This window comes from Cryobacterium sp. 10C3 (assembly GCF_034314285.1).
Lineage (GTDB): Bacteria > Actinomycetota > Actinomycetes > Actinomycetales > Microbacteriaceae > Cryobacterium > Cryobacterium glucosi.
The window spans coordinates 28034-52978 of the sequence record NZ_JAVIWF010000002.1; the positions used below are offsets into that span (position 1 = coordinate 28034).

Sequence of the window (24945 nt, forward strand, 5' to 3'; positions counted from 1 at the left end):
GCATGATGCATGCACCGGCCCCACCAATGGCTACTCGGTCACGAGTACGGCTTCCCGCTTGTCGGGCTGGGAATCGGGGCGCTCGTCGAGTGCATGGCCTTCCATGTCAAGATTCGGGAGGAGGCGATCGAGCCACTTCGGCAGCCACCACGCGGCCTTGCCGAGCAGGGACATCAGTGCGGGCATCAGGATGAGGCGCACGATGAAGGCGTCAGCCATCACTCCGACCACGAGCCCGAAGGCGATGGATGCGGCGATCGGGAAGGTGCTCGTCGCAAAGCCCGCGAAGACGACGGTCATGATGGTTGCCGCAGCCACCAGGACCGGGCCCGAACGGGAGAAGCCTTCGATGATCGCCTGCTTCGGCGACATTCCCGTGTTGTGCATCTCCTGGATCCGGGACACCAGGAAGACCTGGTAATCCATGGCGAGCCCGAAGAGCACGCCGACGAGCAGGATCGGCAGGATGCTCATCATCGGGTCGCCCTGGGGCGCCGGGATCAGGGGATCGAGCCAGCCCCACTGGAAGACGGCGACGCTCGCGCCGAAGGAGGCGCCGACGGAGAGCAGGTAGCCGAGGGTGGCGATGAGCGGGATGAGCAGCGACCGGAACATGACGATCAAGAGCACCAGGGAGATGACGACGATGACAATGAGATACCGGATCAGCGCGTCCTGGAGGGCCTGGTCCTGGTCGATGCCGATCGCGGTCTCTCCGGTCACCTCGAGGTGGACTCCGGGCACAGAGTCGGCGTCAGTGCGGATCTGCTGGACGAGGTCCTTCGTCTGCTGATCGATGGGGCCTTTTGCGGGGATCACGGTCAGGAGTGCGACGTGTCCGTCGGCGCTGATCGGGCCGGGAACGGCCATCTGGACACCGGGAAGGCTGGCGAGTGCGTCCTGGACGGATGCGGTCTGGGCGGTGATATCGCCGTCGGCTTCGGCGAGCACGACGAGCGGGCTTTGCACCCCGCCGAATTCGTCGATGATGAGGTTGTACGCGGTCCGCTGCGTCGAGGTCGGGTCGGCGCCGCCGGGGATGCTGAATGCGGTCTTCATGCTGAGGATGGGGGCGGCGACAATGACAAGCACGACAACGCCGGCGAGCAGCGACCGGACCGGATGGGCGACGACGAACGTCCCCCAGCGCCGGAGGAACCCCTTCCGAGTGGGGGACTGCGCGTCCGTCGAACCATCGGATGGCGTCCCGAAGGCGTTCGAGCGGCGGGTGCGTTCCTTCTTCGGCAGAACCCGGCGTCCGAGGGTGCGCATCAGGACCGGGAGGAGGGTCAAGGCCATCAGCACGGAGACGAGGATGGCGAAGGCGGCGGCGATGCCCATCTCCGTGATGAACCTGATGTTCGCGACGAGGAGGCCGACCAGGGCGATGATGACGGTGAGGCCGGCGAACACCACAGAGCCTCCGGCGGTTCCCGTTGCCCGGGCGACGGAGTCTTCGACGTTCCTGCCGCTACGGAGCTCGGCGCGGAACCGGGTCAGGATGAACAGGCTGTAGTCGATCCCGACGGCGAGGCCGAGCATGGGCGCGAGGATGATGGTCGTGTCGCCGATCGGGGTCAGCGCCCCATAGGCGAGAACGCCCACGAGGCCGACGCCGACGCCGAAGACGGCGATCAGGAGGTTCACCCCGGCCGCGAGGAGCGACCCGAAGGTGAGGATCAGGACGAGGAAGGCGACGATCACTCCGACGCCCTCACCGATGCCCGCGGGCGGGGCGCCGAGCGGGACCAGGTTTCCGCCGACCTCGACCCGGAGGCCGTCAGGGGCATCCGCTTGCACGCTGAGGGCTGCCTCGTAGGAGGCTTTCTGCTGGTCGGCGGATAGGTCGCCGAAGCTGAGCGTCGCAACGGCGGTGCTCCCGTCCTGGGAGATGTACGGCTTCTGCGCGTCGAAAGGGTCGCTGACGGACGCGATGTCCGGGATGGTCGCGGCATCGGCCAGGACGCCGGCGATCTGAGCGGTGGCGGCGGCACCCGTGACGGCGGCCCCCGTGTCGGACTGGAAGACGAGCTGCAATGAGGAGGGCGTGCTGGTGCCCAGGTCGGGGAATTCCTGGCTCATCCGCTCCAGCGCCTGGGAGGACTGCGTGCTCGGAATCGACGTGGAGGCCGTTCCGGGGGAGCCCTGGCCGCTCGCAACGACCAGGGTGCCGATGAGGCCGACGAAGATCAGCAGCCAGGCGCCGACCACCACCAGTTCTGTGCCGGGCGCTGAAGCGCCCGATGAGGGAAAGAAACGTGGCCATGATGCTCCTAGGACTCGCGAAGAGAGGCGTCCGGGCATTCGCGGTCGGCCGGTTGGGCCAGGCGGATGCTGCCGTGCGGCAGGGACATTTCCTATCGTTCCCGCGGGGCGGCTCGGCCACCTCGTCCAGGCGAATCGGCCGGTCTACTGCGTGCGCAGTAGACCGGGTGTGGGAGTGAGCCGGCTACGCGGAGAGCCCGGCGCGGTAGGCGAAGGTGACGAGCTGGGCGCGGTCACGGGCGCCGAGCTTCATCATCGCCCGGTTGGCGTGGGTCTTGACCGTGTATGGCGAGACGAACATGTCGGATGCGATCTGGGCGTTGTCGCGCCCCGTTGCGATGGCGATGACGACGTCTCGTTCGCGGGGTGTGAGCACGGAGAAGCGATCGACCATGGCCGCGTCGACAGCCGGGCGGTGTTCCTCGGCGACGTGGTGGATGAGCGCCGCGGTCGCGGCGGCGGACAAAGCGCCGCCACCGGAGGCGACGTCGACGATCCCGGCCACAAGTTCGGTCGGTCCGATGCCCTTGCTGAGAAAGCCGTTCGCGCCGGCCCGGAGTGCTGCGAAGACGTTCTCGTCGTTTTCGAACGTGGTCAGGATGATGATGCGCAGTTCTTCGGGCGGAAAGTCGAGGCGCAGGCGCCGGGTGGCTTCGACGCCATCGATTCCGGGCATGCGGATGTCCATCAGAACCACGTCGACGGACAGCCCGACGATCTGCTGGAGCGCTTCGAAACCGTCGGCGGCATCCGCCACGACGTCGATGTCCGGCTCCGGGGCGAGGATGGCGCGCAGCCCGACCCGGATCATCTCCTGGTCGTCCACGATCATGACCCGGATCATCGGATCCTGCCTCCGTCGACCCGGAGGGTCGCGGTGACGTGGAAGAGGTCATCACGGTCCTCGACCACGAGTTTGCCGCCGGCCGATGCGGCGCGTTCCCGCATTCCGACGAGACCGTAACCGCGGCGCGGGGCCAGGTCTGCCCCCGTCCGTGTCCGCGCAGGGGAGGCGATCTTCGCGGTGCGCACGGTCTTCGGATTGGAGACCGTGATCGTGAGGACGGCGCCGGACAGGGTCGTACTCAGCGTGACCGGTCCCGAACCGTGGCGCTGGGAATTCGTCAAGGCCTCCTGCACAATCCGGAATGCAGCGGTGCTCACTTCGGGATCGAGCGCGGCGGGTGCCTGGGTGAGGTCGGCCCGGACATCGACCCCGGCGTTCCGGCAGGATTCGATGAGATCGGGTATCCCGGAGAAGTCCGGCGCCGGCCGCAAGCCGACGCCGGAGTCGCGGCCCTCGGTGGTGTCGGAGCGCAGCACGTGCAGAATGCGCTGGGTCTCGAGCAGGACGGATTGGACACTCGTGCGCGCCGAGTGCAGGGATTCGCGGGCGACGGCGGCGTCGCTCGGCAGGTTCACTTCGGCGACGCCCAGGTGAATTCCGAGGACGGCCACCTCGTGCCCGATCACGTCGTGCAGGTCGCGGGCGATCCGGAGGCGTTCCTCGGTGACGCGGCCATTCGCCTCGGTGTCCCGCGCGGCGAGAGCGTCGAGCGTGCGCTGTTCCAGCTCGTTTCGATAGCGGTCGTGGCTGCGCACCGCGCTTCCCGCGGCGGCGGCCATGAAGCCGAACGCGAATGCGGTGAAGGCGGTCGGGCTGCCGAAACCGATTCCGTTGTACATCACGGCGGCGAAATACAGGGTCGGTCCCACGAGCAGGCCGACCCATACGCCCGGAAGTGCGCGCAGGGTGACGGAGAAGGCGGTGAACACGGCAATGTTCCAGGTGATCAGCGGATCCCAGGCGACCGTGGCCGCGAGCAGCGGCGTGAGGGTGACGATCACGATGCCGGTCCAGGGATACCGTCGGGAGACGAGGACGCCGAGGAGAGAGACGGTCAGGGGCAGATATCCGAAGAGGCTCGTGCCGTTGGCCAGGGGGACACTGAATTCGGTCGCCGCGGCAACGAGTGTGACCGCGACCGCGGCCAGGTCGAGTGTTCGCGGATTGCGGTACCAGCGGGGTCGATAGGCGGCGAGTTCTCTGGGGGAGGCCGACATCGTCACCTGTCGATCCTCCCACTCGAGGACGCGCGACGGCCGGTGTGGATCTACTGCGTTCGCAGTAGATCCACACCGGCCGCATGACACACCGGGATTCTGGCTGTCCCGGGCTACTTGACCGAACCGCGGGTGACCCCGCTCACGACCCACTTCTGGGCGATCACGTACACGACCAGGAGCGGTGCGAGGGCCATCAGATACGAGGCGAAGGCCACGGGGTAGTTCGTGTTGAACTGGCCCTGGAAGATGAACTGCGCGAGCGGGAGTGTCTGCGCCGAGGGGTCGGACAGCACCACCAGCGGCAACAGAAAGTCGTTCCACGCCCAGACGCAGGTGAGGATGCCCACGGTCGCGTTCATGGGGGAGAGCAACGGGAAGATCACCTTCCAGAACACCGTCCAGGTGCTCGCCCCGTCGAGGCGGGCGGCTTCCTCCAGCTCGACCGGAATGGAGCTGATGTACGCGACGAAGATGAAGATGTTGAACGACAGCCCGTAGACCGTGTACAGCAGGATCAGGCCAACGGGAGTGTCGATGCCGAGCACCGCTGTCTCCTTGACCACCGGCAGCATGATGATCGGGAACGGCACGAAGATCGCGGCGAGGAAGTAGAAGTACAGCCCCTTGAAGAACTTCTTGTGCATGTTGCGTGCGATCGCGTAGGCCACGAGCGAATTGGTGAGCAGGGTGAGGAAGACCGCACCGACCGTGATCAGGGCCGTGTTGAGCAGGGCGCGCGGGAAGTTCGTGAGTTCGTAGGCATCCGCGAAGTTCTCCCAACGGATGCTCGTAGGCAGTTCGAACCCGGTGCCGCCCAGTTGGTCCGGCGTCTTGAGGGCGGTGACGACGGTGAAGTACAGCGGGATGAGTACGGTGAGCGAGCACACTGCGATGAGTGCGGTCAGCCACCAGTTGGTGCCGCCGTTGCCGCCGTCGATGCGTCGGCGGGTGCGCGGTTTCGCGATGCCGGCATCCTGCAGGTTCGGCGTCGGCGACGCGGTCGGGGTGGTCAGGGTATCGGTCATGAGAAGCTCGCCTCCCGGCGCTGCAGGAAGCGCAGCTGGACGAATGAAACAATGATGATGACGAAGAGGTAGATGACGGCGTTGGCCATCTGGTACCCGTACTCTCCGCCCTGGAAGCCGCCTCGGAAGATGACCAGGGCGATGGATTCGGTGGACGTGCCCGGACCGCCCGCGGTGAGCGCGACGATCTGGTCGAAGACCTGCAGGAACGACTTGAACGACAGCACCATGTTGATGGTGAAGTATGCGCCGATGAGCGGGAACGTAATCGATCGGAACCGGCGCCACCCGGATGCGCCGTCGATGGACGCAGCCTCGTACAGGTCTGCGGAGATGGTCTGCAGGCCGGCCAGATACAGGATGACGTTGAACGCCGCTGCCTGCCACACCGTTGTGATCACGATGCCGACCCAGGCGAAGTCCGGGCTGGCCAGCAGGTTCGTGGCCAGGCCTGGCATCCCCATGGCCGTGAAGATCGCCGGGAAGGAGTTCGCGAAGAGGTAGTTGAAGACGTATCCGATGATCAGGATGGCCAGCACGTATGGGATGAAGAAGACCCCGCGGAAGGCCGCCTGGAATTTGATCTTCGAGTTCAGTCCGAGGGCGATGGCCAGGGCGATCACGTTGACCAAAATCGTGGAGACGATCGCGAATCCGAAGGTGAACCCGTAGGAATTGAGCACGCGGTCGTCCTGGAACAGGTTGACGTAGTTGGACAGCCCGACGAAGTCCCAGGTGCCGTAGCCGGCGTAGTTGGTCAGGCTGAAGAACATTCCAGAGAGCACCGGGACGGTGTGCAGGCCGAAGAAGATCACAACGGCCGGCACCACCATCCAGTAGAAGGTGCGCGGGGTGCGGGCGAACGACGACCGGGCGGATGCCGGTGCCGATACTGCAGGTTCCGGCCGGTGTTTCTTGATCCGGACTGATGTTGTCGACGTCATCGTCATTTCCCCTGTCTCTGAGTAGTCGTGCGGGCCGCGACCTTGCTCCACTCGGAGTCCAGGTCGCTCAGGAAGGTTCCGGAATCGCCGCTGATCACGAGCGATTGCAGGAGGTTCACGAGCGGCACCGCGGCGGGAATCTGATGATCGATGAAGCCGACGATCTTCCCGGCGGTGAAATAGGGCTCGAGTCCGGCCAGGGCCGTGTCCGTGTTGGGGGTGGCGTTCGCCAACGGCGAGAACGTGCTCTGAGCCTCGGAATATCCGGTGACGACCGCGGGAGACATGAGGTAATCGACGAACTTCTGCGCTTCGGCAGGATGCGCGGTGTCCCGGCCGATGGCGATCCCGACATCGACACCGGAGACTACGACGCGGGCGTCGGCGTCATCGGTGACCGGGTAGGGGAACGACCCGATGCTCGCCTGGGGATTGTTGGCACGAATGGCAGGAATTGCGTACGAGCCCTGAAGGTACATCGCGGATTCGCCATCCGCGAAGGCCTTGTTGCCTGCGTTGTAGTCGCGGCTCGCGAAGTTGTCCTGGCAATAGCTGAACAGGGTGACTTCCTTCTGGGCCGCGGTGGCGAAGTCCTTCTGGAACGAGACTGTGCCCGAGGAAACGTTGGAGCCTTCGGCACGGAGGGCGTCGAAGAATCCGTTCGGCATCAGCGTTCCGCCGAGGTTGACGAACGCGGGGGCGGCGGTCCACGCGTCTTTCAGGGTGCAGAAGAAGGGCGAGACGCCGTTGGCTTTGAACTTCTCGGCTGCCGCAACAAGCTCTGTCCACGTGGTGGGTACGGTGACGCCGTTCTCGGCGAAGATGGTCGGGTTGTACAGGATGCCGGAGGCGTTGCTGGCGAAGGGGAGTGCGTTCACTTCCTTCCCGCCGTCGGCGGCGCAGGTTCCGAGCGCCTGGACGATGTTCTGTACGGCGGGGTTGACCGTCGCTGCCACGGGGGTGGCGGCCAGGTCGGCGAAGATGCACGCCCGGGCGAGTTCGCCGTAGTTGCCGTTGGCATTGAGGGTCAACACGTCGGGCACCTTGTCCTTCACGAGCAGGGTGCGGATGGCGGTGTCCGGGTCTGGCACGGAGTTCTGGATGACCCGGATTCCCGGGTTCTCCGCCTCGAAGTCGTCAATGATCGACGCGAACTCCGTGACGGCTTCCGGCTTGAACTGGAAGAAGTTCAGCGTGACGATGCCGGTATCGGGTGCGGAGCATCCGGAGAGTCCGACGAGAGTCGCGGCTGCGACGACCACGGCGGTTGCCGTGAACCGTCTGCGATGCCGGAGCCCGGTGCGGTTGGTGTTTCTCATTGCGCCTCCTTGCGCTTGGTTCCGCCTCAGGCGGAAGTGATCTCGATGATGACGAGGTGTTCAGGAAAGAGGACCGGTCCTTGCACGCCGATGGTGCGCAGGGCCCGTCCCGTGAGGGTCAGCGGCTGGTGGGACCAGGACAGGGGCGACTGGCCGGCGTCCGGGCCGGTGGATGATTCGACGAGCATTCGGACCTGATAGCGGGACTCGTCGTCGAGACCGGCGAACCGGAGCGGACCGACCGGGTAGAAGGAGCTCGCGCGCACCTGGGTGAAGACGAACAGTGCGGTGCGCTGATCGGAGGACACCACTCCCCGGAGGTCGACGGCCGGATCCGGGTGGTCGACGTGGACGGCGGTGCCGGTGTGGAACAGGTGGCGACGAGACTTGTACAAGTCGATCCAGACGGCCAGCTCAGCGGACTCCGATTCGGTGAGGGTGGTGATGTCCCACTCGATGCCCAGGTGGCCGAGGACGGCCACGCCGGCCCGGAGCGAGAGATCGTGCCGGCGCCCCGTGGAGTGTGACACCGGGCCGCCGATGTGGGCGCCCATCAGTTCATAGGGCACCAGGAGGCCCGTGTACTTCTGGATCGTCAGTCGTTCGATCGGATCGATGCAGTCACTCGTCCAGATGCGATCGGTATGGTCGAGAATGCCGAGATCGACGCGGGCTCCGCCTGAGGCGCAGCTCTCGATCTCCAACCCGGGATGACGCGCCTTCAGTTCGTCGAGCAGGTCGTAGAGGGCGACGACGTTCTCGTGCACCGCGGCCCGGCCGGTGCGGGTGCTTCCCGCGTCGACGAGGTCCCGGTTGTGATCCCACTTCAGGTACCGAATCGGGTATTCGGACAGGAGGGCATCGAGCCGCTCGAGAATGTAGCCGTACGCATCCGGGTGCGACAGATCGAGGACCTGTTGTTGACGCCCCTCAACCGGGAAACGGCCCCCGGGCTGCAGGATCCATTCCGGGTGGGCTCGCGCGAGTTCGGAATCGGGATTGACCATCTCCGGCTCCACCCACAGCCCGAACTGCATGCCGAGTCCTGTCACTCGTTCGATGAGCGGGGAGAGTCCATCGGGCCAGACGTCGTCGTCGACGTACCAGTCACCCAGTCCGCTCGTGTCGTCGCGACGACCGCGGAACCAGCCATCGTCGAGCACGTACCGTTCCACGCCGACCCGGGCGGCGGCATCCGCGAGCCCGAGCAGGCGATCGAGGTCATGGTCGAAGTAGACGGCCTCCCAGGTATTGAGGGTGACCGGACGTGGTATGGCTGGATGCGTAGGGCGGGCGCGGAGCCGCGAGTGGATGCGCCCACTCAGTTCGTTGAGGCCGTGGCCCCAGGAGGCGATGACCGTGGGAGTGGTGTAGCTCTGTCCTGGACCCAGCTGAATTTCACCGGGCGCGAGGAGCTCGCCGGCCTGGAGGAAGACCGACCCGGTGACGAGTTTTTCGGCGGCAAGCCGGTGGTTGCCGCTCCATGCGAGATGGACCGCGTGCACCAACCCGGCTTCAAACCCGAAGCCGGGGGCTCCTGCGCACAGCAGCAGAGTGGCATCGGCACCCGGCCTCCCCTTTCGGCTTTCACGTTCGTGCCGTCCGATGGTGAACGAGTGCCGTTGCGGAGTGCGTTCCCGCAGGTGCCGGCCGCTCGTATCGAGGATTTCCGCGGCCGTGCCCGGCAGAGGCACGGTGAGGCAGAGGTCTTCGAGCTGGTAGTCGTCGAGGCCGGCGTTGGTCAGCGTGAGCACCTGGCTCAGTACACCCGCTGAGTCGATGTCCAACCCGAGACGAAGTGTCAGACCGGCATCGGCGTCGATCGCGAGCAGGACGAGCTCGGACGGGCCGCTCTCCATCCCCGTCACGCAGAAATTCGGAGAGAACGAGCGTCCATGCCGGCTACCGCGAAGACCAGGAGTGCCCTGCCAGCCCTCAGACTCCTGAGGCAGCACCGTCAGGCGCGCGGGCTCATCGAGGCCACCGGAGACCCGTTGCGGAAGGGAAGCCACGACGATCGCCTGGGCCTCGTCGGCGGAGAGGTCACCCTGGTCTTCGCCCCAGTGCACAACGGCAGGGAATCCGCCACCGTCGAAATCGAGGATGACGCTGGTACCGCCATTGCGGAGGTGAAGGACAGTGCTGTCGTGGTGCATGTGTTATTTCTATAGTGGAAATAACGTAGTGTCAAGATCGAGTTTCCGGCACAGTGGTTGGAGTCATTCGACATCAGGTCTCTGATTGGGGCCATTTGGGAGTGAAAATGCCGGTCATTATGATTCATAATGGAAATAACGAGCCGGTTGAGACGGCTGCATATTCTGAGCGGAGGGCGCGGTGACGACTGCGCATCGGAGTGACGCCCTCACTGGGCCCGCGCGGGACCTGGCACGGGAAGTACTCATTCATGGCCCCATCACGCGGAGTGAACTGGGCCGCAGGCTCGGGCTTTCGCCGGCCACGCTCACGCGCCTGAGTAAGCCTCTGTTGGATGAGGGGCTCCTGGTCGATGCTCCCGAAACGATCGAACGGTCGATCGGTCGTCCCGTACGGCCTCTCGATGTGAGTGTCGATTCCCAGCGTTTCATCGGCGTCAAGCTCACCGCCGGAGAGGTCTTCGCCGTGGCCACCGATCTCCGGGCAAACCTCGGAGCCGAATGCGTCATCGAGCTCAGCGGCCATGAGCCGTCCCAGGTCGTTGCGGACATCGTGCGGGCCACGGTGGAGGTCGGTGGAATGGACGGTGTGACGGCGATTGGCGTGACGGTCGGAGGCCAGGTGGGCCGGTCGCGCTGGGTGGAGCGGGCACCGTTCCTCGGTTGGAAGGGTGTCGATCTGGGTGGACTGCTCCACGACGCACTGGGCGTCCCGGTGGTCGTGGAAAACGACGTCGTTGCGCTCACGGCGGCCGAGCACTGGTTCGGGATCGCCAAGGGAATAGAAGACTTCGCAGTGCTGACCATCGGTGCGGGGGTCGGCTATGGGCTTGTCATTCACGACCGACCGGTTGTCAACAGTGACACCGGACTGGGCCTGGGCGGGCATTTTCCCCTCGATCCCACGGGCCCACTCTGTGCAGAGGGGCATCGCGGGTGTTCGACCGCCATGCTGTCGATTCCGAGCATGACGGCCAGCGCCCGTGTCGGGCTGGCACGCGATGTCGGCTACACCGAGCTCCTCGATCTGGCGGATGCGGGGGACCCGGTTGCCGCGCAGGTCGTCGGGTCAGCGGCCCGGTCGCTCGGTCGCCTGATTGCGGCGACTGCCAATCTCGCCATGGTTCAAACCATCGTGTTGTCCGGCGAGGGCGTCGGCCTCGCCGATCGGCAGCTGCCGCGCATCCTTGAGGCGTCGCGCGCCGATCGCGACCCGGACGCCGTACCGGTGCGCATCCTCGTCGACCGCTCCGGATTCACGGCCTGGGCGCGGGGAGCGGCGGCCGTCGCTATCCAGGCATCCTTCGCCTGAATCGGACCGGTTGATGCGGGGCTCGCGCTCTCGCGTCACCGCACACGCGCGAGCCCCTCGCCCGTCCCGAGAAGCGGGCGGTACGAAGGGCTCGCAACCCCGGAGTGTGGCCCAGGGCTAAAGGCGGGTCCGCTTGCCGGAACCCTCATTCGTGTCGACGACCCGGATCAACCCGGTGCGTACCGAGAGGACCGGCTCCGCCGTCGGGTTGGCGCCCACGGAGAGCGACTCGTCGAGCATCTCCTTGTTGAGCGACTGTTCGCCTTCCGCCTCGTCGATGTGGGTGGCGAGCGGTTTCTCGACGACGAACATCAGCAGCACCGCGGCGACCAGAACGAGCGGCACCATGAACAGGAAGATCGGGGCGAGTGCGTCGTCGTAGGCGTTGACGATGACCGTGCGGGCTGCTTCGGGCAGAGCAGCGACGAGCGCCGGAGTAAGCGAGTTGGTTCCGGTGCTGCCCGTGCCGCCGGCCGGCAGGTTCGCCGAAAGGATGTCGGTCAACCGAGAGACGAACAGGCTGCCGACGATCGCCGCGCCCAGGGACGAGCCGATCTGGCGGAAGAAGTTGTTCGAGCTCGTCGCGGTTCCGACGATGGACCGCGGGAACGAGTTCTGCACGACCAGGGTCAGGATCTGCATCGAGAGGCCGAGTCCGAAGCCCATCACGGCGAGGAAGGCGCACATGATCCAGATATAGGTGGTCGCTGTGAGGGTGGAGAGCAGGAACAGGCCGAGGGCGGTGACGAACATGCCGATGATCGGGATGACCTTGTACTTGCCGGTACGGGACACGATCTGGCCGGAACCGATCGACGAGATGAGCAGGGCACCCATCATCGGGATCATGAGCAGGCCGGCATCCGTGGCACCGACGCCGGTGACCATCTGCAGGTAGGTCGGCATGTAGGCCAGCGCCCCGAACATGGCGACACCGGTGATGAGGCCGGCCGAGGTGGTGAGGTTGAAGTTGCGGTTCTTGAACAGCTTCAGCGGGATGACGGGTTCTGCTGCCCGGTTCTCGATGAACACGAAGAGACCGGCGAGCACAACCGTCGCCACGATCAGGCCGATGATGACGGGCGAATCCCAGTCATAGGTATTGCCGCCCCAGGTCGTGAAGAGCACCAGGCTGGTCGCGGCGAGGGCGAGGACGATCATGCCCGCGTAGTCGATGCGGGGCTTGCTGTACTCGCGCTGGGGCAGCTTCAGGAAGAAGACGGCGGAGGCAATCGCGATGAGTCCGAGGGGAGGTTCATCCAGAACGCCCAGCGCCAGCCGGGACCGTCGGTGAAGTAGCCGCCGAGCAACGGGCCCGCGACGCTTGAGACGGCGAAGACGGCGCCCATGATGCCGGAGTACTTGCCACGCTGGCGGGCGGGAACGACGTCGGCGATGATGGCGAGCGCGAGGATCATCAGCCCGCCGCCACCGAGGCCCTGAACGGCGCGGCCGGCGATGAGGGTGCCCATGGAGTCGGCGAGTCCGCCCATGACGCTGCCCACCAGGAAGATCGAGATCGCCCCGACGAACAGCCACTTGCGGCCGACGAGGTCACCGAGCTTGCCGTAGACGGGCATCACGATGGTCGAGGCGAGGATGTATGCGGTGGTGACCCAGAGCATGTGTTCGACGCCGTTGAGCTCGCCGACGATGGTCGGCAGCGCGGTGCTGAAAATGGTCTGGTCGAGCGACGACAGGAGCATCGCCACCATCAGGCCGGCGAAGACGAGCAGCACGCTGCGGGTCGACGGAACACCTGCCTCTTCTGCTTGCTTGGGTCGGGTGAGGACGGTCGTCATGTGAGTTTCTCCAGTACAGTTCTGAGCGTCGCGATGGCGCGCTCGTAGGTTTCTCGGGGGGCAGCGGATGCCGGTGGCCCGGTGGTCGGATCCGGATCGCTCGCCCATTTCTTCATGGTGATTCGCACGGTGGCGAGGGAGACGCCGAGGATGATGCGCGCCGCTTCGAGGTGCTCGGCCTCGCTCTGTTCTGCGAAGCGTGCGTCCTTCGCCAGCCAACCGGCGATGATCGCGCTGAGGCGGTCTTCGAGCTCGGCGACGCGCACCATCTGGCGGGTCATCAGCTGCGGGTATTTGCGGATGACGTCGCGCTTGAGGTCGGACTTGATTCCGCCGCCTGTGGCTTCGAACAGCGCGGTGATCAGATCGAACAGGGCGAGGAAGACATCCTCGTCGCATCCGCGCACTCTGTCGAGCTCGGCCGACACGGCGACCTCGTCAATGCCCAGGACGGCATCTTCCTTGGTCGGGAAGTAGTTGAAGAACGTGCGGGTGGACACGCCGGCCCGGTCGCTGATCATTTCGATGGTCGCGGCGTCGAGCCCGCGTTCGAGCGCGAGCTCTGCCGCCGCGATGTGGATGACCTCGGAAGTCCGCGCACGCTTGCGCTCGCGGAGCCCGAGGCCGGAAGAATTGTTCATGAATGCATTATTGCACGATGCGCAACACTGCGCGGTTGCATTATTGCGTGCAACGCAAAAAGTCACAGGAGTCTCGCAGGGTGTCGCACGCGGCGGAGACTGCCCACTGCGCCGGCACGTGTCGGTTCTACGCTGGAGGCATGCCTGAACTACTCTCGGCCGTCGCAGTGATCGGCGGGATCGCTGCCGTACTCGCGAGTCTGATCGCGCTCGCCGCCCGTGCGCGGCGACGCGGTGCTACGGGTGCGGGTGTTGCGGGAGCGATGGCCGCCTACGATGAGGCGTTCCACGGCACCGCGCACGACACCTACGTCGAGGTGCAGGCGCAGGCGGACCGTACGGTGCCGATTCCGGCGCCGGACGATCACTGACCTGCGGGCGCGCAGCATCCTTAGCCCCGGGGCAGACCTCGTAGTCTGGACAGTGACAAGGTGCCGAGCGAGAGGACGGGTATGCCCAGGATCACTGCTCCGACCGTTGCCGAGCACCGCGTTCGGCAGCGTGCTGCTCTCCTCCACGCAGCGAGGGAACTCCTGATCAACGGAGGAGTCAGTGCCGTCACTCCTGCAGCCGTTGGTGCCGCGGCCGGATTGTCTCGTCCCAGCGTCTACGAGTACTTCTCCTCCGGTGCGGACGTCCTGGTCGCCGTGATCGAGGATGCCTTCCCGCGGGCCAATGCGGAACTCCAATCGGCTTTGGACTCGGTCACGTCTGCGTCGGAACGGCTCGACGTCTACGTCCGGGTGACGTTGCGGTTGGCGGCGGAGGGCGTGCATCGGCCGGTGGCGGCGCTCGCCGCAGCCCAGCTGCCTGCAGAATGCCTGGCGCGCCTATCGGCGTTGCACCGCGAACAGGCGGCACCCTTCATCGAGGCACTGCGCGAGCTCGAGGTGCCTGAGCTCAACATCACGGCCCGTCTGCTCGGGGGCGTGCTCCAGGCGGCCATGGCCGCGATCGAATCGGGCGCCTCGCTGCCCGTGGTCACTGAGCGAACCCTGGTGTTCGTCCGGTCCGCGGTGGCGCCAGCTCTCTAGCCGCAGCAGGCTGCAGCTGAATCAGAGCTTCTGCGGGTAGATCGTCTCCCCGCGTTCGAGCATGGCGACGAACTTGGCGATGTTTGCAGCGCGGGTCGCGGGTCGCTTCACACCACTGATGCGGAAGAGAATGGCAAAGCGGTTCTGCGATGAGAGCCTCGAGAACAGGTCCGCGGCCAATGGGCTGGCGTCGAGGGCGGACTTGAGGTCATCGGGGACCGGACTGTCCTTCTGGCGGTAGGCGGCTTCCCATCGTCCGTCGGCCTGGGCGCGCTCGATTTCCGCGAACCCGGCCGGTCGCATTCGCCCGGCTTCGATCAGTTGTGCGACGAGGTCCCGGTTGCGCTGGGACCACATGCTCCGGGGTCTGCGCGGGGTGAAGGCGCGAAGAAAATAGTCATCGTCGTGGGTGCCGGCCTGTCCATCGATCCAGCCGAAGCACAGCGCCACAGTGAGTGCGTCGTCGTAGCCGATGCCCGGTTTGGAGGAGTTCTTCTTCACGAGCTGCAAGCGGATGCCGTCGTGGTCGACGTTCTCCTCGAGCCAGGCTTCCCAGTCCCGCACGGTGGCGAACAACAGGATGGGCTTGCCCGAGTTTTCCGCCATGGCTCCCATCGTAGAGATCACCCGGATCTCGCTGAATAGGATCGAGGGGTGATCGGACACATTGATGAGGTCGTCATCGACTGCAGGGACCCCAAGGCGCTCGCGACGTTCTGGGCGTAGCGTGCTCGGCGGCGAACCACGCGGGCGGGACGCAGCCTGGTGGTACATCCTGCCTCCTGGCTGGACGCAACTGTCGTTCCAGAAAGTACCCGAGGCCAAGACCGTGAAGAACCGGCTGCATCTGGACGTGCGTGTCGACGATATTGCGGCGGCGACGGACCAGGCCGAACAGCTCGGAGCGCGCCGGATCGGTGAGGAGCATCACGATATCGCCGGATCGTTCCAGGTGCTGCAGGACCCCGAGGGCAACGAGTGGTGCGTGGTCAGACCGGCCGCCGCGCATGACTGAGTGGGAGCTCGACGGGGACGGCCCACTGTGTCCCGTGTGTGGCATCGAGATGCTCGCCGACGGCGTGGACACGGCTGAGGGTCTCGAGTCGTGCCATCGGTGTCCGCGGTGCAAGCTCGTCGTTGTCATTTAGCCGGAACGACGGGCCAGTGCCGTCGCGAGCGAGAACGAAATCGGTTCGCGGGGGGCTGATACGTTGACGACATGAACGAATTTTCCGTCGGCGACGAGATCGCGGCATTCGTTGCCGAGCGCGACTGGGCGCAGTTCCATACGCCGGAGAACCTCGCGAAGAGCATCTCCATCGAGGCGGCCGAGTTGCTGGAGTGCTTTCAGTGGGATGCCGAGGCGAGCCCCGAGCGCGTACGGGAGGAATTGGCCGATGTGCTGACCTATTGCCTCCTTCTTGCCGAGCGGATCGGCGCTGATCCGAACCAGATCATTCTCGACAAGCTCGCACTGACGCGGGAGAAGTATCCGGTGGACAAGTCGCGGGGGCTAAGCACGAAGTATGACGCCCTGTGAGACTAGACGCCTAGCTCTTTAGAACGGGGTGGAGTCGTCGGGGTCTTCGGGTGTGGGATCCAGGTTCCAGACATCCACGAACGGGACCGGTGGTTTCGGTTCGGGTTTCGGTTTCCGTGGTGGTCTCATATCGGCGGAGGGTTCGACGATGTAGCTGTACCCGGCGGGGGAGGTCCATTCGATGCGACCGTCGCCGAGGTGTTTCGGCGACCACCGGGTGTAGCTCTTCACCGCGTGGTGATACGGGCAGAGGTGGGCGAGGTTCATCGCGTCGGTCTCCCCGCCGTGCTGCCACTCCACACTGTGGTCCAGATCCGACCGTTTCGCGGAGCGCCGGCACCCGGGGAAGGTGCAGGTTTCATCCCGTACCTCGAGCCACTTTTTCAAATCGGCCGGTGGCTTGTAGGTGTCCCTGCCCATGGAGAGCACGACGCCGGTTTCGGGGTGGGTGAGCAGCCGGGTGAAGCTCGGCGCACCCGCCGCGAGACGCCGGGCGGTGTCGGGGTCGATCGGTCCGTACCCGGCGAGGTACCCGGGTTCCTCGCTCTTCCCCAGCAGGGTCAGCACGGGAACGGTCACGTTGACTTGCGCGGCCACCCCGGCACCGAGTCCGTCCGGGGTGACCCCACCGATCAGGACATCGGTGAGCACATCCGCCGCGATCTGCGTCAGGGTGCGTGACTCCTCCGGGCCCTGCAGGGTCAGCGCGACGTCGAGGGTGCGGTGGTAGGCAGCCTGCACCTTCTCCGCATCCCCGGTCAGATACAGCGACGCCATGCCGTCGTTGAGGGCCTGGAACACCACGTGCCGGTCCTCGACGCTTTTCTGGTGCCTCGCGGTGATGGTCTCCGGGTGGGTGCGTTCCCGCACCCTTCGGGCCCGGTCGGCGAGCTTCGCCACGGTCAGCACTTCCGCATCCGGGACAAGGACCTCCTCGAACACCGCACGCGCCCGGGCGGCCGCTTCCGGGTCATCGACCCGGATGCCCCAGGCCTGCTCCATGATCACCTGCGCGTGCCGGTAACTGATCACCCCGGAGGCCAGGGCCTCCCGGGTCACGGGGAGGTCCTCCGCGAGGGTGCGGCTGGCTTCAATCAGGGTCTCCGCCGTCCGGCGCGGGAGCCGCAGCAGAGCGCCGACCTCGCACGTGAACTCCTCTTTCGTGGCTTCTTCCGGAGACCACGGCAAGCGCGGCCCACCGGCGCGTTCTGCGGCCTCCGCACGGGCCCGCCCGACGTCGGCGAGCACCCGTTGGGCGGTGTAGATCGCGGCGGCCCGGCGAGCGGTGGCCTGATTGATTTCCCGGTCCGCGTCCCGGATCGCGTCATAGAAATCGGCGAGGGGCGGCTCCACAAGGCTCAGATGCCGGGGGTTCAGGTACGGGTCGGGAGGGGTCCCGGGCGGGGGTTCCGCCGTGCTGTCCAAGAGAACTGTTGAGGATTCTTCAGCTGTCATACCGGTCACTCTACGGAGGACCACCGACATTCCACCGGCATCCGCACGCCCACAAATCACCTGTGGATAACCCGGTCAGAAGCACTTTGTTGAGGAGGGGGCACCACAATCCGCCGCTACGGGTCGGCCTGGTCTGTGGCGAGCTCAGCGGATTCCAACGACATGAAACACAGGAGTCCGCGTTGTTCCCGTAGCGTGGGGCCATGGTGAACACGCGTCCCGACAAGCATGATCCACTGTCCTTGAAAGACTCGACACTGGCCGTGCATGCGGGCAATACGGTCGATGCGGGGTCGGGTGCGATCCGCACCCCGATCGTGATGGCGAACTCCTATGCATTGCCGGAGGACCCGTCGTCGGTGAGCTGGTCGGGCACGGACGTGCCGCTCTACACCCGGAACTCGGGAGTCAACCAACTGGGACTGCAGGCCAAGCTCGCTGCCCTGGACGGTGGCGAGGACGCCGTCGTGCTGGCGTCGGGTGTTGCGGCGCTTCACGCGGTGTTCTTCACGTATCTGCGCTCCGGGGATCACGTCGTGGTCGCCGATGTCAGCTACGAGGCGACGTGGCGGTTGTTCACGGAGCTGCTTCCCGACAAGTACGGAATCGAGGCCACGTTCGTCGATATCAGCGATCTGGCCGCGGTCGCTGCGGCGATTCGACCGAATACGCGACTCGTGCACACGGAGGCGATCGCCAATCCGACGACCCGGGTTGCCGACATCGAGGCCCTGGCGGCGATCGCCCATCGGGCGGGCGCGCTGCTCGTTGTGGACTCCACCTTCACTCCGCCTCCGTTCTATCGACCTCTCGCGGACGGCGCCGACCTGGTCGTCCATTCCCTGACGAAGTACATCAATGGGCACGGCGACGCGATGGGCGGCGCGGTGATCGGCTCCCGCGAGCTGATCCAGCGCATCAAAGCGGATGCGATGGTCGACGTGGGCGGAGTGATCTCGCCGTTCAACGCGTGGTTGATCACTCGCGGGTCGGTGACGCTGCCGCTTCGTCTCCGGCAGCATTTCGAGTCGGCCCAGTTGGTCGCCGAGTTCCTCGACTCCGACCCGCGGATCGCGTTCGTCGCTTTCCCCGGGCTCGCGAGCCACCCGCAGCATGAGCTCGCCGCGCGACAGTTCGCCGGTCGGGGCTATGGCGCGATGCTCGCGTTCGCCGTCGCGGGCGATCCGGAAACCCAGAACCGCTTCGTCTCCCAGCTCCGGGTGATCACCTCGGCCGTCTCGCTCGGTCATGACGAGTCGCTGATCGTTCATGTCGGCACGAGCGGACCGCGGGTCGCTGCGTACCCGGCGCCGTTCCGCGAGTTCGGGCATCTTCGATTCTCGGTCGGGCTCGAGGATCCTCTCGACCTGATCGCCGACCTGCGCGCGGCTCTCGACGCCACGTTCGCGTAGGCGTCACAGCCACGGCCACAGCCACGGTCGCAGCCGCAGCGAACGTCAGGCCCGGTTGCGCAACCGCGCGCGGCGGGCCTGACCGTCCTCCTGCAACTCCGCAATGGAACGCTGGGCCTTCAGGAAGTCCGTGAACGACTTGAAGCCGATCTTCTTCTCATCGAACCCGGGGTCGAGGCGCTTCATCTGCTGCTTGAGAGCGGATGCTGCCATCCAGCCGTCGACGTCGTCATTCGCCCGCCCGCGCAGGGCGCGCATGAGGAGTTTGCGGGCCTCCTTCGCGAGGTCCGGCGCCGGCGGCTCGACGGCCACTGTCGGAGTGGAGTGCGGAATGTCCTCGACGAGGTCCTCCCCGAGGTCCTCCCCGAGGTCTTCAACGAGGTCGTGGTAATACGAGAACTCGTCGCAGGCGTTCTTGAACGCCGCACTGGTCGAACCCTGCACACCGATCCCGATGACCGTGCGGCCCAGGCGCCGTGCGCTCTGGGCGAGCGGGATGTAGTCGGAGTCACCGGCGACGATCACAACGTGCGAGATGTCCTGCAGCCGGAAGAGGTCTTCAACAACATCGATCGCGAGGCGGATGTCCGCGCCGTTCTTGGTTCCCGAGGTGTTGAAAAGCTGCACGAGGTCGACCGCGCGGTCGACGAGCTGCTTCTGGTACCGGGTGTTCGCGGGTGCGGCCCAGTCCGCATAGGCGCGGCTGATTGCGACGGCTCCGAACGATGAAGCGAAGTCGAGTACTGCGCCGATGTTGACCGTGGCTTCCTGGAGCCGATCCGCGGTCTTGCCGGTGGCGGTGCGGGCCTTCTCTTTGATGAAGGCTCCACGACCATGCACATTGTCGTATTGGGAAATGATGATGTTGTCGAAATCGATGTAGACGGCGACACGTGTCTCGGACAGTTCAGCCATGCTTCAACGCTACCGCGCGGCGTCTTCACCGGTGGGAGCGTCTTCGCCGGTGAGGGCATCCCGGCAGGCGACGAGCTGAGCGAGAAGTCCAGCATGCTCCGCAGGGGACAGGGGGGACAGCATCCGTTTCTCGACACGGGCGACCGCCGCACTCGCGCCCCCAGCACCGCGTGGCCGGCCGGGGTGAGGCGCGTCGGCCGCGCCCGGCCGTGTTCGGCGACATCGGCGCGCGCGACCAGACCGCGCTCCTGAAGACCGCGCAGTACCTCGTTCATCGATTGGCGCGTGACGAACGCCCCGCGGGCCAGATCGGCGTTCGATTGCTCCGGCTCGTGGCCGAGTAGCTCAAGCACCGAATACTGCGACACAGTCAGGCCCTGCGGGCGCAGAACCGCGTCCATCGAGGCGTGCAGGGCCGTCGCTGCCTGCTTGAGCAGATAACCCACCGACTCGGCCAGATCGCCGACCTTCTCCTCTTGACTCATGTCAGCATCCTGACACACAATAGTCATGTAAGGATCCTGACATGCGGGATTCGACGAGGAGAAGAAACCATGACTGTCACTGGACCCGATTTTCTCGCCCTGCAGGTGAGCGACCTCGAGCGGTCGGCGAACTTCTACGAGACGCTGCTCGGGCTGCGGCGCGCGCCCGTGAGCCCGCCCCACGCTGTTGTCTTCGCCACCGAGCCGATCGCCTTCGCTGTGCGGGAACCGATGCCGGGGTTCGACCTCGATGCCGTGCGCCCGTGGGCCGGTGCGGGAGTTGCGCTCTGGTTGCACGCCCATGACTCCCAGGCTGTGCACGACGTCCTGGTCGAAGCGGGAGTCCGGATCGTCAGCGCCCCTGCCCCCGGCCCGTTCGGTCTCACCTTCTCATTCAGTGACCCGGATGGCTACGTCGTCACCATTCACGACCAGGTCTGATGAGGAAGACGCCGGCCGGGGTCGCCAGACCTGTGCGACTGTATTGACCGGTACCCATTCGGAGTCGTCAGGCGGCGAAGGGGCCTCCGGGTCCGAAGGCGAGCCCGGCGAAGCGCTCGCCGATGCGGTGGTGCGTCGCGGCATCCGGGTGGAGGTGGTCGGGCAACGGATGCTCGGCGAAGTCCGCGGCGCCGTAGAGGTCGAGGCCGTCGAGGTAGTGCAGGTTCGGATCTGTGGCCGCCCGCTGCTGCGCGATACGCGCGAGCTCCGCCCGGATCGCCGTGAGCGTCAGCTTTCCGGCGGACGCTTCGGCCGGGTCCCCGGTGGCCACGAACTGCAGGCGACCGGAGGCCAGGGCGGCGAGGTCGAAGGCGCCGGGCCCGGGTGTGTCCTCGTGGATGGGGCAGAGGAGGGGCGAGACCAGCAGCAGCGGTGTTGTGGGGTGACCGTCGCGGATGGTGTCGAGGAAGCCGTTCACGGCTGGGGCGAAGGCGCGCAGGCGCATCAGGTCGAGATTGACCAGATTGATGCCGATCTTGACGCTGATCAGGTCGGCGGGGGTGTCGCGCATGGTGCGGGCGATGAAGGGGTCGAGCAGCGCGCTGCCGCCGAAGCCGAGGTTCACCAGATCGACATGGCCACTCGAAGCTGCAAGCGCCGGCCAGGTCTCGGTGGGATGGGCGGCGTTGGAGCCGTGGCTGATCGAGCTGCCGTGGTGCAGCCAGACCCGGTTGCCTGTCGCAGGCGCGGGTTCGATGGGCCGGTTGGAGCGGAGGGCGACGAGCTCGGTTCGTTCGTTGTGTGGGAGCCAGATCTCGATGTTCTTCAGGTGATCCGGCAGGCCGGTGAAGCGGAGGGTGCTGACGGGGCCGAGGTGGTTCGTGGTGGCGCCGGTGGCCATGTCCACGGTGACGGTGATGCCGGTCAGTCGCCGATGGCCTGACCGGCGAGCTTCCCGTCCACGAGGAGTTCGTACACGCCGATCGGGCGCGGCGGGGCGCCGAGGTAGACCAGCTTGGTGGGCAGTACGTCGAGTTCGAGGTCGGTTGCTCGGGTACTGAAGGCCAGCCGGACCCCGGAGGGCTGGGCTTCCATGGCGGCCAGCTGCGGGTCGGCGTATGCGCGAGCCCACGCGGGCAGGCGGTGCGGGAGCACGCCGTGGACGGTCTGTTCCAGATCGAGCGCGCCGCGGAGGAGGCCGGGGGTGATGGGCGTGGTGATCCAGTCGTGCTGGGAGGACATCTGTGAACTTTCTGATCGGGGATTTCCGAGGTGCGGGTGCGGGTGCCGGACGCGTGGCGTTCTGGCGTTATTCGGGCGCCGGCCAGGCGCGTAACAGGGCGTCGAGGGCGTCCAGGGTGCGAGTCCAGGACTCCTGGGAGTCGGGGGAACTGTTGCTGAAACCGCCCTCCAGCTCGAGGGTCGCAAAGCCATGGAAGACGCTGCCGAGCAGTCGGACGGCATGCGTCTGGTCCGGTTCCGTCAGGTCGTATCCGCGCAGGATTGCGCGGGTCATCGCGGAGTGGCGGACGCCGGCGCTGGCGATCGCGGTCTCCCGGTCGAGCCGGAAGTGCATGGCGGCGTAACGACCGGGATGTTCGCGGGCGTAGTCGCGGTAGACGTTGCCGAGCGCGACCAGGGCATCCTTGCCTGCCCGGCCGGCCACGGCATCCGCTGCCCGGTCAGCGAGTTCCTGCAGCGCGAGCAGGGCGATCCTGGTTTTGAGATCGTGCGAGTTGGTGACGTGGGAGTACAGGCTCGCGACCTTGACGTCGAAATGCCTGGCCAGTGCCGAGAGCGTGACCTGGTCGAATCCGACCTCGTCGGCGAGTTCAGCGCCCGCCTGGGTCAGGCGTTCCGCGGTCAGTCCTGCGCGTGCCATGAGAAGCTTTCCATTTTGCTAATGCTACATCAGTTTTGCCTAATGCATTTAGGTAGATTCGCGATGAGCGCCGCTGGGATAATTTCCCCATGAGCGACACGCGCAGAATCCGGTCGACGGGCGGGGCGACAGCCGGTCGAGCCGACATGGCCCTCTTCTGGGCCGGCCGCGTCGTGGCGACGCTCGGCGTGATCGTCACCGCCTGGGCGGCACTGTCGACCGGGTCGATGCTTGTGCACGGACATCCGGCCTACCTGGTCCTCCTCGTCCTCACCGTTGCCGTCAGCCTGACGGTTGCGCTGCGCTCCTGGCTCACGCGTACGGTCCGGCATCGCGGGCGCACGGGTGTCCGGGGTGTCCTCGTTGCGCTGTCGCTCGGAGTGATCGCGCTGGCCTGGTGGCTCGTGCCGTCATCGGCCGTTGAGCCGGCCCTGTCCGCCATGGACTCCGACACGAGCGTGACCGTGACCGAGACGGCCGACCAGATCGTGCTGCAGCCCACGGGGGCCGTGAGCGAGGTCGGGGTGTTCTTCCAGCCCGGCGCGCGGGTCGACGCTCGCGCATACGCGGCCGTGCTGCGCCCGCTCGCCGCGGCCGGGCACGTGGTCGTCATCCCCAAGCAGCCGTTCGGGATCGCGTTCCTCTCGACGGGAGCATTCGGGTCGGCGCGCGCCGCGCATCCGCCGGTCGAACGTTGGGTGGTCGGCGGCCACTCTCTCGGCGGGACGGTCGCGGCGATGGATGCCCAGTCTTTCGCCGGTGCGCCGACAGACCCGGTTGTCGGGTTGTTGTTCTTCGCCTCATATCCCGCGAACGACCTGAGCGGGCTGGGCGCCGGCGTGCTGTCGATCTCCGGTACGAACGACGGTCTGGCAACTCCGGACAAGATCAGCGCGTCGAAAGCGTCGCTGCCTGCGGATGCGCGATACCTCGTGATCGAGGGCGGCGTGCACGCGTTCTTCGGCGACTACGGGCCGCAGTCCGGGGACGGAGAGCCCTCCATCTCCCAGGATGCCGCGCGCGCCGAAATCTCGGCGGCGAGCGTCACGTTCGTGAACGCCTTCGACCACTAGGACGACGAAGGCCCGCCCGCACGTTTCTCGATGTTCGAGACGCGTGCGGGCGGGCCGGTGCGGAGCTGGCAGCGACTGTGCCGGCTAACCCACTGTGCCTGTTAACCCACGGTGTCAGCGGGCTCGTGGGTTTTCTTCGGCGCGCTGTCCTCGTTCTCGAGCAGGGCGGGCGGCAGCGCCTCCCCACGTCGTTCGTCGCTGTAGACCATGAGGGTCGAGCCGACGAGCGCCAGGACAATCGCGATCGTTCCGAAAATGGTCGGCAGCGTCTGGTAGACGACGAGCGACACCACGATAGTGAGAACGGGGGCGAGGGCGTTCGTCGTGGGCGCAACGATGGATGCCTTGCCTCGGCTCAGGGCCATGACGAGGAACAACGCGCCGACCGCATTGAGGAGCTGGGTGGCGGCGGTCAATGCGGGCGCCTGCCAGGGGACGTTGAGCGGGAGGCCGCCCATCGCCATGATCGCAAAGGGAGTGAGGATCAGGCCGCTGATGGCCATCCAGGCGAAGGTCGTCGCGTCGTTCACTCCGATGGTCGCCGCCTTCCGCATGAAGAAGGCCTGCACGCCCCACGCAATGCAGACGAAGATGGCGATAACCAGCCAAGGACCGGATGTGGCGTCCCCTGAGCCTCCGGCGACGCTGAAGAGAACGATGGCGGCCAGTGCCGCGACCAAGCCGATGACGGCGACCTTGGGCAGGCGCTCCCGGAGGAACGCCACGGCCATGAGAACGGTGATGGCCGGCGAAATGGAGATGATCGGGAAGATCAGGTATGCGGGACCGGACGACAGGGCGTTGAACAGGAGCAGCTGGCCGCCGGCCCCGGTCAGGCCGATGAGGAGACCGTACATGGCGGCCTTCGGGCGGCGGTCGAACTTCTGGCCGCGCAGCGCGAAGACTGCCGGGATGATCATCACGACGGCCCAGATCACGTAGACCATTTCATCCGGGTACCCGTAGAGGGTGATGGGGAGGGACGAGAATGCGCCCCAGACTCCCCAGAACAGCACCAATAGTGCTGCGTAAAATATCCAACTCTGCGTTTTCTTCACAATGATCTCCTCGTTGACATCTGTTACTTGCTTGGACTTACTCAGGGGGACGTGCTTGGTGGTGCGTGGTGCGTGGTGCGTGGTGCGTAGTGCGTAGTGCGTAGTGCGTAGTGCGTAGT

General features: G+C 66.0%; 25 protein-coding genes and 1 pseudogene. 8 read left to right on the forward strand and 18 right to left on the reverse strand.

Going from position 1 to position 24945, the window contains the following annotated elements:
- Positions 1–30 precede the first annotated feature (30 nt).
- The 7 genes from RGU41_RS00715 to RGU41_RS00745 all read right to left on the reverse strand — a co-directional run bounded on the left by RGU41_RS00715 (position 31) and on the right by RGU41_RS00745 (position 9776).
- Positions 31–2211 (reverse strand): MMPL family transporter, encoded by a 2181-nt coding sequence (locus tag RGU41_RS00715; RefSeq protein WP_322135208.1) that lies wholly within the window; start codon positions 2209–2211, stop codon positions 31–33.
- A 238-nt stretch (positions 2212–2449) separates the two neighbouring features.
- Positions 2450–3109, reverse strand: a complete 660-nt coding sequence (locus RGU41_RS00720; RefSeq protein WP_134445770.1) for a response regulator transcription factor — start codon at positions 3107–3109, stop codon at positions 2450–2452.
- Positions 3106–4329 (reverse strand): sensor histidine kinase, encoded by a 1224-nt coding sequence (locus RGU41_RS00725; protein ID WP_134445787.1) that lies wholly within the window; start codon positions 4327–4329, stop codon positions 3106–3108. Before RGU41_RS00725 ends, RGU41_RS00720 begins: the two co-directional genes overlap by 4 nt.
- 113 nt (positions 4330–4442) lie before the next feature.
- Positions 4443–5357: a carbohydrate ABC transporter permease gene (locus RGU41_RS00730; RefSeq protein WP_322135209.1), complete on the reverse strand. Its 915-nt coding sequence runs from the start codon at positions 5355–5357 to the stop codon at positions 4443–4445.
- Positions 5354–6307: a carbohydrate ABC transporter permease gene (locus tag RGU41_RS00735; RefSeq protein WP_416172955.1), complete on the reverse strand. Its 954-nt coding sequence runs from the start codon at positions 6305–6307 to the stop codon at positions 5354–5356. The genes RGU41_RS00730 and RGU41_RS00735 overlap by 4 nt, the downstream gene beginning before the upstream one ends.
- A complete protein-coding gene (locus tag RGU41_RS00740) occupies positions 6304–7620 on the reverse strand; it encodes an ABC transporter substrate-binding protein (protein WP_322135211.1) in 1317 nt (438 codons plus the stop codon). The genes RGU41_RS00735 and RGU41_RS00740 overlap by 4 nt, the downstream gene beginning before the upstream one ends.
- 26 nt (positions 7621–7646) lie before the next feature.
- Positions 7647–9776 (reverse strand): alpha-galactosidase, encoded by a 2130-nt coding sequence (locus tag RGU41_RS00745; protein ID WP_322135212.1) that lies wholly within the window; start codon positions 9774–9776, stop codon positions 7647–7649.
- Positions 9777–10182: 406 nt separating this feature from the next.
- Between RGU41_RS00745 and RGU41_RS00750 the strand changes: the two genes are divergently transcribed.
- Positions 10183–11088 (forward strand): ROK family protein, encoded by a 906-nt coding sequence (locus tag RGU41_RS00750; RefSeq protein WP_241975320.1) that lies wholly within the window; start codon positions 10183–10185, stop codon positions 11086–11088.
- 117 nt (positions 11089–11205) lie between these two features.
- Here RGU41_RS00750 and RGU41_RS00755 read toward each other — a convergent pair whose 3' ends face one another.
- Genes RGU41_RS00755 through RGU41_RS00765 form a run of 3 tightly spaced genes read right to left on the reverse strand, consistent with a single transcriptional unit; the run spans position 11206 to position 13531 of the window.
- Complete coding sequence (locus tag RGU41_RS00755) at positions 11206–12249, reverse strand: MFS transporter (RefSeq protein ID WP_322135213.1); 1044 nt, start codon at positions 12247–12249, stop codon at positions 11206–11208.
- A gap of 47 nt (positions 12250–12296) precedes the next feature.
- Positions 12297–12890, reverse strand: a complete 594-nt coding sequence (locus RGU41_RS00760) for an MFS transporter (protein WP_322135214.1) — start codon at positions 12888–12890, stop codon at positions 12297–12299.
- Positions 12887–13531 (reverse strand): TetR/AcrR family transcriptional regulator, encoded by a 645-nt coding sequence (locus RGU41_RS00765; RefSeq protein WP_322135215.1) that lies wholly within the window; start codon positions 13529–13531, stop codon positions 12887–12889. The genes RGU41_RS00760 and RGU41_RS00765 overlap by 4 nt, the downstream gene beginning before the upstream one ends.
- Before the next feature lie 140 nt (positions 13532–13671).
- On the opposite strand from RGU41_RS00765, the gene RGU41_RS00770 reads away from it, so the two are divergent.
- Together RGU41_RS00770 and RGU41_RS00775 are read left to right on the forward strand one after the other, a co-directional pair.
- Entirely contained in the window at positions 13672–13902 is a 231-nt protein-coding gene (locus tag RGU41_RS00770; protein WP_322135216.1) for a hypothetical protein, read from the forward strand.
- Between the two features lie 81 nt (positions 13903–13983).
- Positions 13984–14565 (forward strand): helix-turn-helix domain-containing protein, encoded by a 582-nt coding sequence (locus RGU41_RS00775; protein WP_322135217.1) that lies wholly within the window; start codon positions 13984–13986, stop codon positions 14563–14565.
- A 21-nt stretch (positions 14566–14586) separates the two neighbouring features.
- Here the strand turns inward: RGU41_RS00775 and RGU41_RS00780 are convergent, their stop codons facing one another.
- Positions 14587–15171 carry a YdeI/OmpD-associated family protein gene (locus RGU41_RS00780; protein ID WP_322135218.1) on the reverse strand — a complete coding sequence of 195 codons (585 nt, stop codon included), beginning with the start codon at positions 15169–15171 and terminating at the stop codon, positions 14587–14589.
- 121 nt (positions 15172–15292) lie between these two features.
- Here RGU41_RS00780 and RGU41_RS00785 point away from each other — a divergent pair, with 121 nt between their 5' ends.
- Both RGU41_RS00785 and RGU41_RS00790 read left to right on the forward strand, forming a co-directional pair.
- A complete protein-coding gene (locus RGU41_RS00785; protein ID WP_322135219.1) occupies positions 15293–15580 on the forward strand; it encodes a VOC family protein in 288 nt (95 codons plus the stop codon).
- A 204-nt stretch (positions 15581–15784) separates the two neighbouring features.
- Positions 15785–16105 carry a nucleotide pyrophosphohydrolase gene (locus tag RGU41_RS00790; protein WP_322135220.1) on the forward strand — a complete coding sequence of 107 codons (321 nt, stop codon included), beginning with the start codon at positions 15785–15787 and terminating at the stop codon, positions 16103–16105.
- An 18-nt stretch (positions 16106–16123) separates the two neighbouring features.
- On the opposite strand, the gene RGU41_RS00795 is transcribed toward RGU41_RS00790, so the two are convergent.
- Positions 16124–17560 carry an HNH endonuclease signature motif containing protein gene (locus RGU41_RS00795; protein WP_322135221.1) on the reverse strand — a complete coding sequence of 479 codons (1437 nt, stop codon included), beginning with the start codon at positions 17558–17560 and terminating at the stop codon, positions 16124–16126.
- A 203-nt stretch (positions 17561–17763) separates the two neighbouring features.
- Here RGU41_RS00795 and RGU41_RS00800 point away from each other — a divergent pair, with 203 nt between their 5' ends.
- The gene (locus tag RGU41_RS00800) at positions 17764–18972 is read left to right on the forward strand and encodes an aminotransferase class I/II-fold pyridoxal phosphate-dependent enzyme (protein WP_322135222.1); all 1209 of its coding nucleotides are present in this window, start codon (positions 17764–17766) and stop codon (positions 18970–18972) included.
- A 45-nt stretch (positions 18973–19017) separates the two neighbouring features.
- Here the strand turns inward: RGU41_RS00800 and RGU41_RS00805 are convergent, their stop codons facing one another.
- On the reverse strand, positions 19018–19887 hold the full coding sequence (locus RGU41_RS00805) for an NYN domain-containing protein (RefSeq protein WP_134445757.1): 870 nt from the start codon (positions 19885–19887) through the stop codon (positions 19018–19020).
- 260 nt (positions 19888–20147) lie between these two features.
- Positions 20148–20399: pseudogene (locus RGU41_RS00810) on the reverse strand (MarR family winged helix-turn-helix transcriptional regulator); the annotation flags it as partial.
- Positions 20400–20441: 42 nt separating this feature from the next.
- On the opposite strand from RGU41_RS00810, the gene RGU41_RS00815 reads away from it, so the two are divergent.
- A complete protein-coding gene (locus RGU41_RS00815; RefSeq protein ID WP_322135223.1) occupies positions 20442–20813 on the forward strand; it encodes a VOC family protein in 372 nt (123 codons plus the stop codon).
- Positions 20814–20880: 67 nt separating this feature from the next.
- Here the strand turns inward: RGU41_RS00815 and RGU41_RS00820 are convergent, their stop codons facing one another.
- The 3 genes from RGU41_RS00820 to RGU41_RS00830 all read right to left on the reverse strand — a co-directional run bounded on the left by RGU41_RS00820 (position 20881) and on the right by RGU41_RS00830 (position 22695).
- On the reverse strand, positions 20881–21714 hold the full coding sequence (locus tag RGU41_RS00820) for a GDSL-type esterase/lipase family protein (protein WP_322135224.1): 834 nt from the start codon (positions 21712–21714) through the stop codon (positions 20881–20883).
- A 23-nt stretch (positions 21715–21737) separates the two neighbouring features.
- Positions 21738–22055: a hypothetical protein gene (locus RGU41_RS00825; protein ID WP_322135225.1), complete on the reverse strand. Its 318-nt coding sequence runs from the start codon at positions 22053–22055 to the stop codon at positions 21738–21740.
- A 67-nt stretch (positions 22056–22122) separates the two neighbouring features.
- Positions 22123–22695 (reverse strand): TetR/AcrR family transcriptional regulator, encoded by a 573-nt coding sequence (locus RGU41_RS00830; protein WP_134445753.1) that lies wholly within the window; start codon positions 22693–22695, stop codon positions 22123–22125.
- A gap of 89 nt (positions 22696–22784) precedes the next feature.
- Between RGU41_RS00830 and RGU41_RS00835 the strand changes: the two genes are divergently transcribed.
- Positions 22785–23768 carry an alpha/beta hydrolase gene (locus tag RGU41_RS00835; protein ID WP_322135226.1) on the forward strand — a complete coding sequence of 328 codons (984 nt, stop codon included), beginning with the start codon at positions 22785–22787 and terminating at the stop codon, positions 23766–23768.
- 101 nt (positions 23769–23869) lie between these two features.
- Here the strand turns inward: RGU41_RS00835 and RGU41_RS00840 are convergent, their stop codons facing one another.
- Complete coding sequence (locus tag RGU41_RS00840) at positions 23870–24826, reverse strand: DMT family transporter (protein WP_322135227.1); 957 nt, start codon at positions 24824–24826, stop codon at positions 23870–23872.
- Positions 24827–24945 lie beyond the last annotated feature (119 nt).

What these genes read in the sequence shown, in the direction of transcription:
- RGU41_RS00720 (WP_134445770.1), bottom strand. Translation starts at nt 3,109, where the DNA reads ATGATCCGGGTCATGATCGTGGACGACCAGGAGATGATCCGGGTCGGG.
- RGU41_RS00725 (WP_134445787.1), bottom strand. Translation starts at nt 4,329, where the DNA reads ATGTCGGCCTCCCCCAGAGAACTCGCCGCCTATCGACCCCGCTGGTAC.
- RGU41_RS00730 (WP_322135209.1), bottom strand. Translation starts at nt 5,357, where the DNA reads ATGACCGATACCCTGACCACCCCGACCGCGTCGCCGACGCCGAACCTG.
- RGU41_RS00735 (WP_416172955.1), bottom strand. Translation starts at nt 6,307, where the DNA reads ATGACGATGACGTCGACAACATCAGTCCGGATCAAGAAACACCGGCCG.
- RGU41_RS00740 (WP_322135211.1), bottom strand. Translation starts at nt 7,620, where the DNA reads ATGAGAAACACCAACCGCACCGGGCTCCGGCATCGCAGACGGTTCACG.
- RGU41_RS00745 (WP_322135212.1), bottom strand. Translation starts at nt 9,776, where the DNA reads ATGCACCACGACAGCACTGTCCTTCACCTCCGCAATGGCGGTACCAGC.
- RGU41_RS00755 (WP_322135213.1), bottom strand. Translation starts at nt 12,249, where the DNA reads ATGATCGTCCTCGCCCTCGCCGCGACCAGCCTGGTGCTCTTCACGACC.
- RGU41_RS00760 (WP_322135214.1), bottom strand. Translation starts at nt 12,890, where the DNA reads ATGACGACCGTCCTCACCCGACCCAAGCAAGCAGAAGAGGCAGGTGTT.
- RGU41_RS00765 (WP_322135215.1), bottom strand. Translation starts at nt 13,531, where the DNA reads ATGAACAATTCTTCCGGCCTCGGGCTCCGCGAGCGCAAGCGTGCGCGG.
- RGU41_RS00770 (WP_322135216.1), top strand. Translation starts at nt 13,672, where the DNA reads ATGCCTGAACTACTCTCGGCCGTCGCAGTGATCGGCGGGATCGCTGCC.
- RGU41_RS00775 (WP_322135217.1), top strand. Translation starts at nt 13,984, where the DNA reads ATGCCCAGGATCACTGCTCCGACCGTTGCCGAGCACCGCGTTCGGCAG.
- RGU41_RS00780 (WP_322135218.1), bottom strand. Translation starts at nt 15,171, where the DNA reads ATGGCGGAAAACTCGGGCAAGCCCATCCTGTTGTTCGCCACCGTGCGG.
- RGU41_RS00790 (WP_322135220.1), top strand. Translation starts at nt 15,785, where the DNA reads ATGAACGAATTTTCCGTCGGCGACGAGATCGCGGCATTCGTTGCCGAG.
- RGU41_RS00795 (WP_322135221.1), bottom strand. Translation starts at nt 17,560, where the DNA reads ATGACAGCTGAAGAATCCTCAACAGTTCTCTTGGACAGCACGGCGGAA.
- RGU41_RS00800 (WP_322135222.1), top strand. Translation starts at nt 17,764, where the DNA reads ATGGTGAACACGCGTCCCGACAAGCATGATCCACTGTCCTTGAAAGAC.
- RGU41_RS00805 (WP_134445757.1), bottom strand. Translation starts at nt 19,887, where the DNA reads ATGGCTGAACTGTCCGAGACACGTGTCGCCGTCTACATCGATTTCGAC.
- RGU41_RS00815 (WP_322135223.1), top strand. Translation starts at nt 20,442, where the DNA reads ATGACTGTCACTGGACCCGATTTTCTCGCCCTGCAGGTGAGCGACCTC.
- RGU41_RS00820 (WP_322135224.1), bottom strand. Translation starts at nt 21,714, where the DNA reads ATGGCCACCGGCGCCACCACGAACCACCTCGGCCCCGTCAGCACCCTC.
- RGU41_RS00825 (WP_322135225.1), bottom strand. Translation starts at nt 22,055, where the DNA reads ATGTCCTCCCAGCACGACTGGATCACCACGCCCATCACCCCCGGCCTC.
- RGU41_RS00830 (WP_134445753.1), bottom strand. Translation starts at nt 22,695, where the DNA reads ATGGCACGCGCAGGACTGACCGCGGAACGCCTGACCCAGGCGGGCGCT.
- RGU41_RS00835 (WP_322135226.1), top strand. Translation starts at nt 22,785, where the DNA reads ATGAGCGACACGCGCAGAATCCGGTCGACGGGCGGGGCGACAGCCGGT.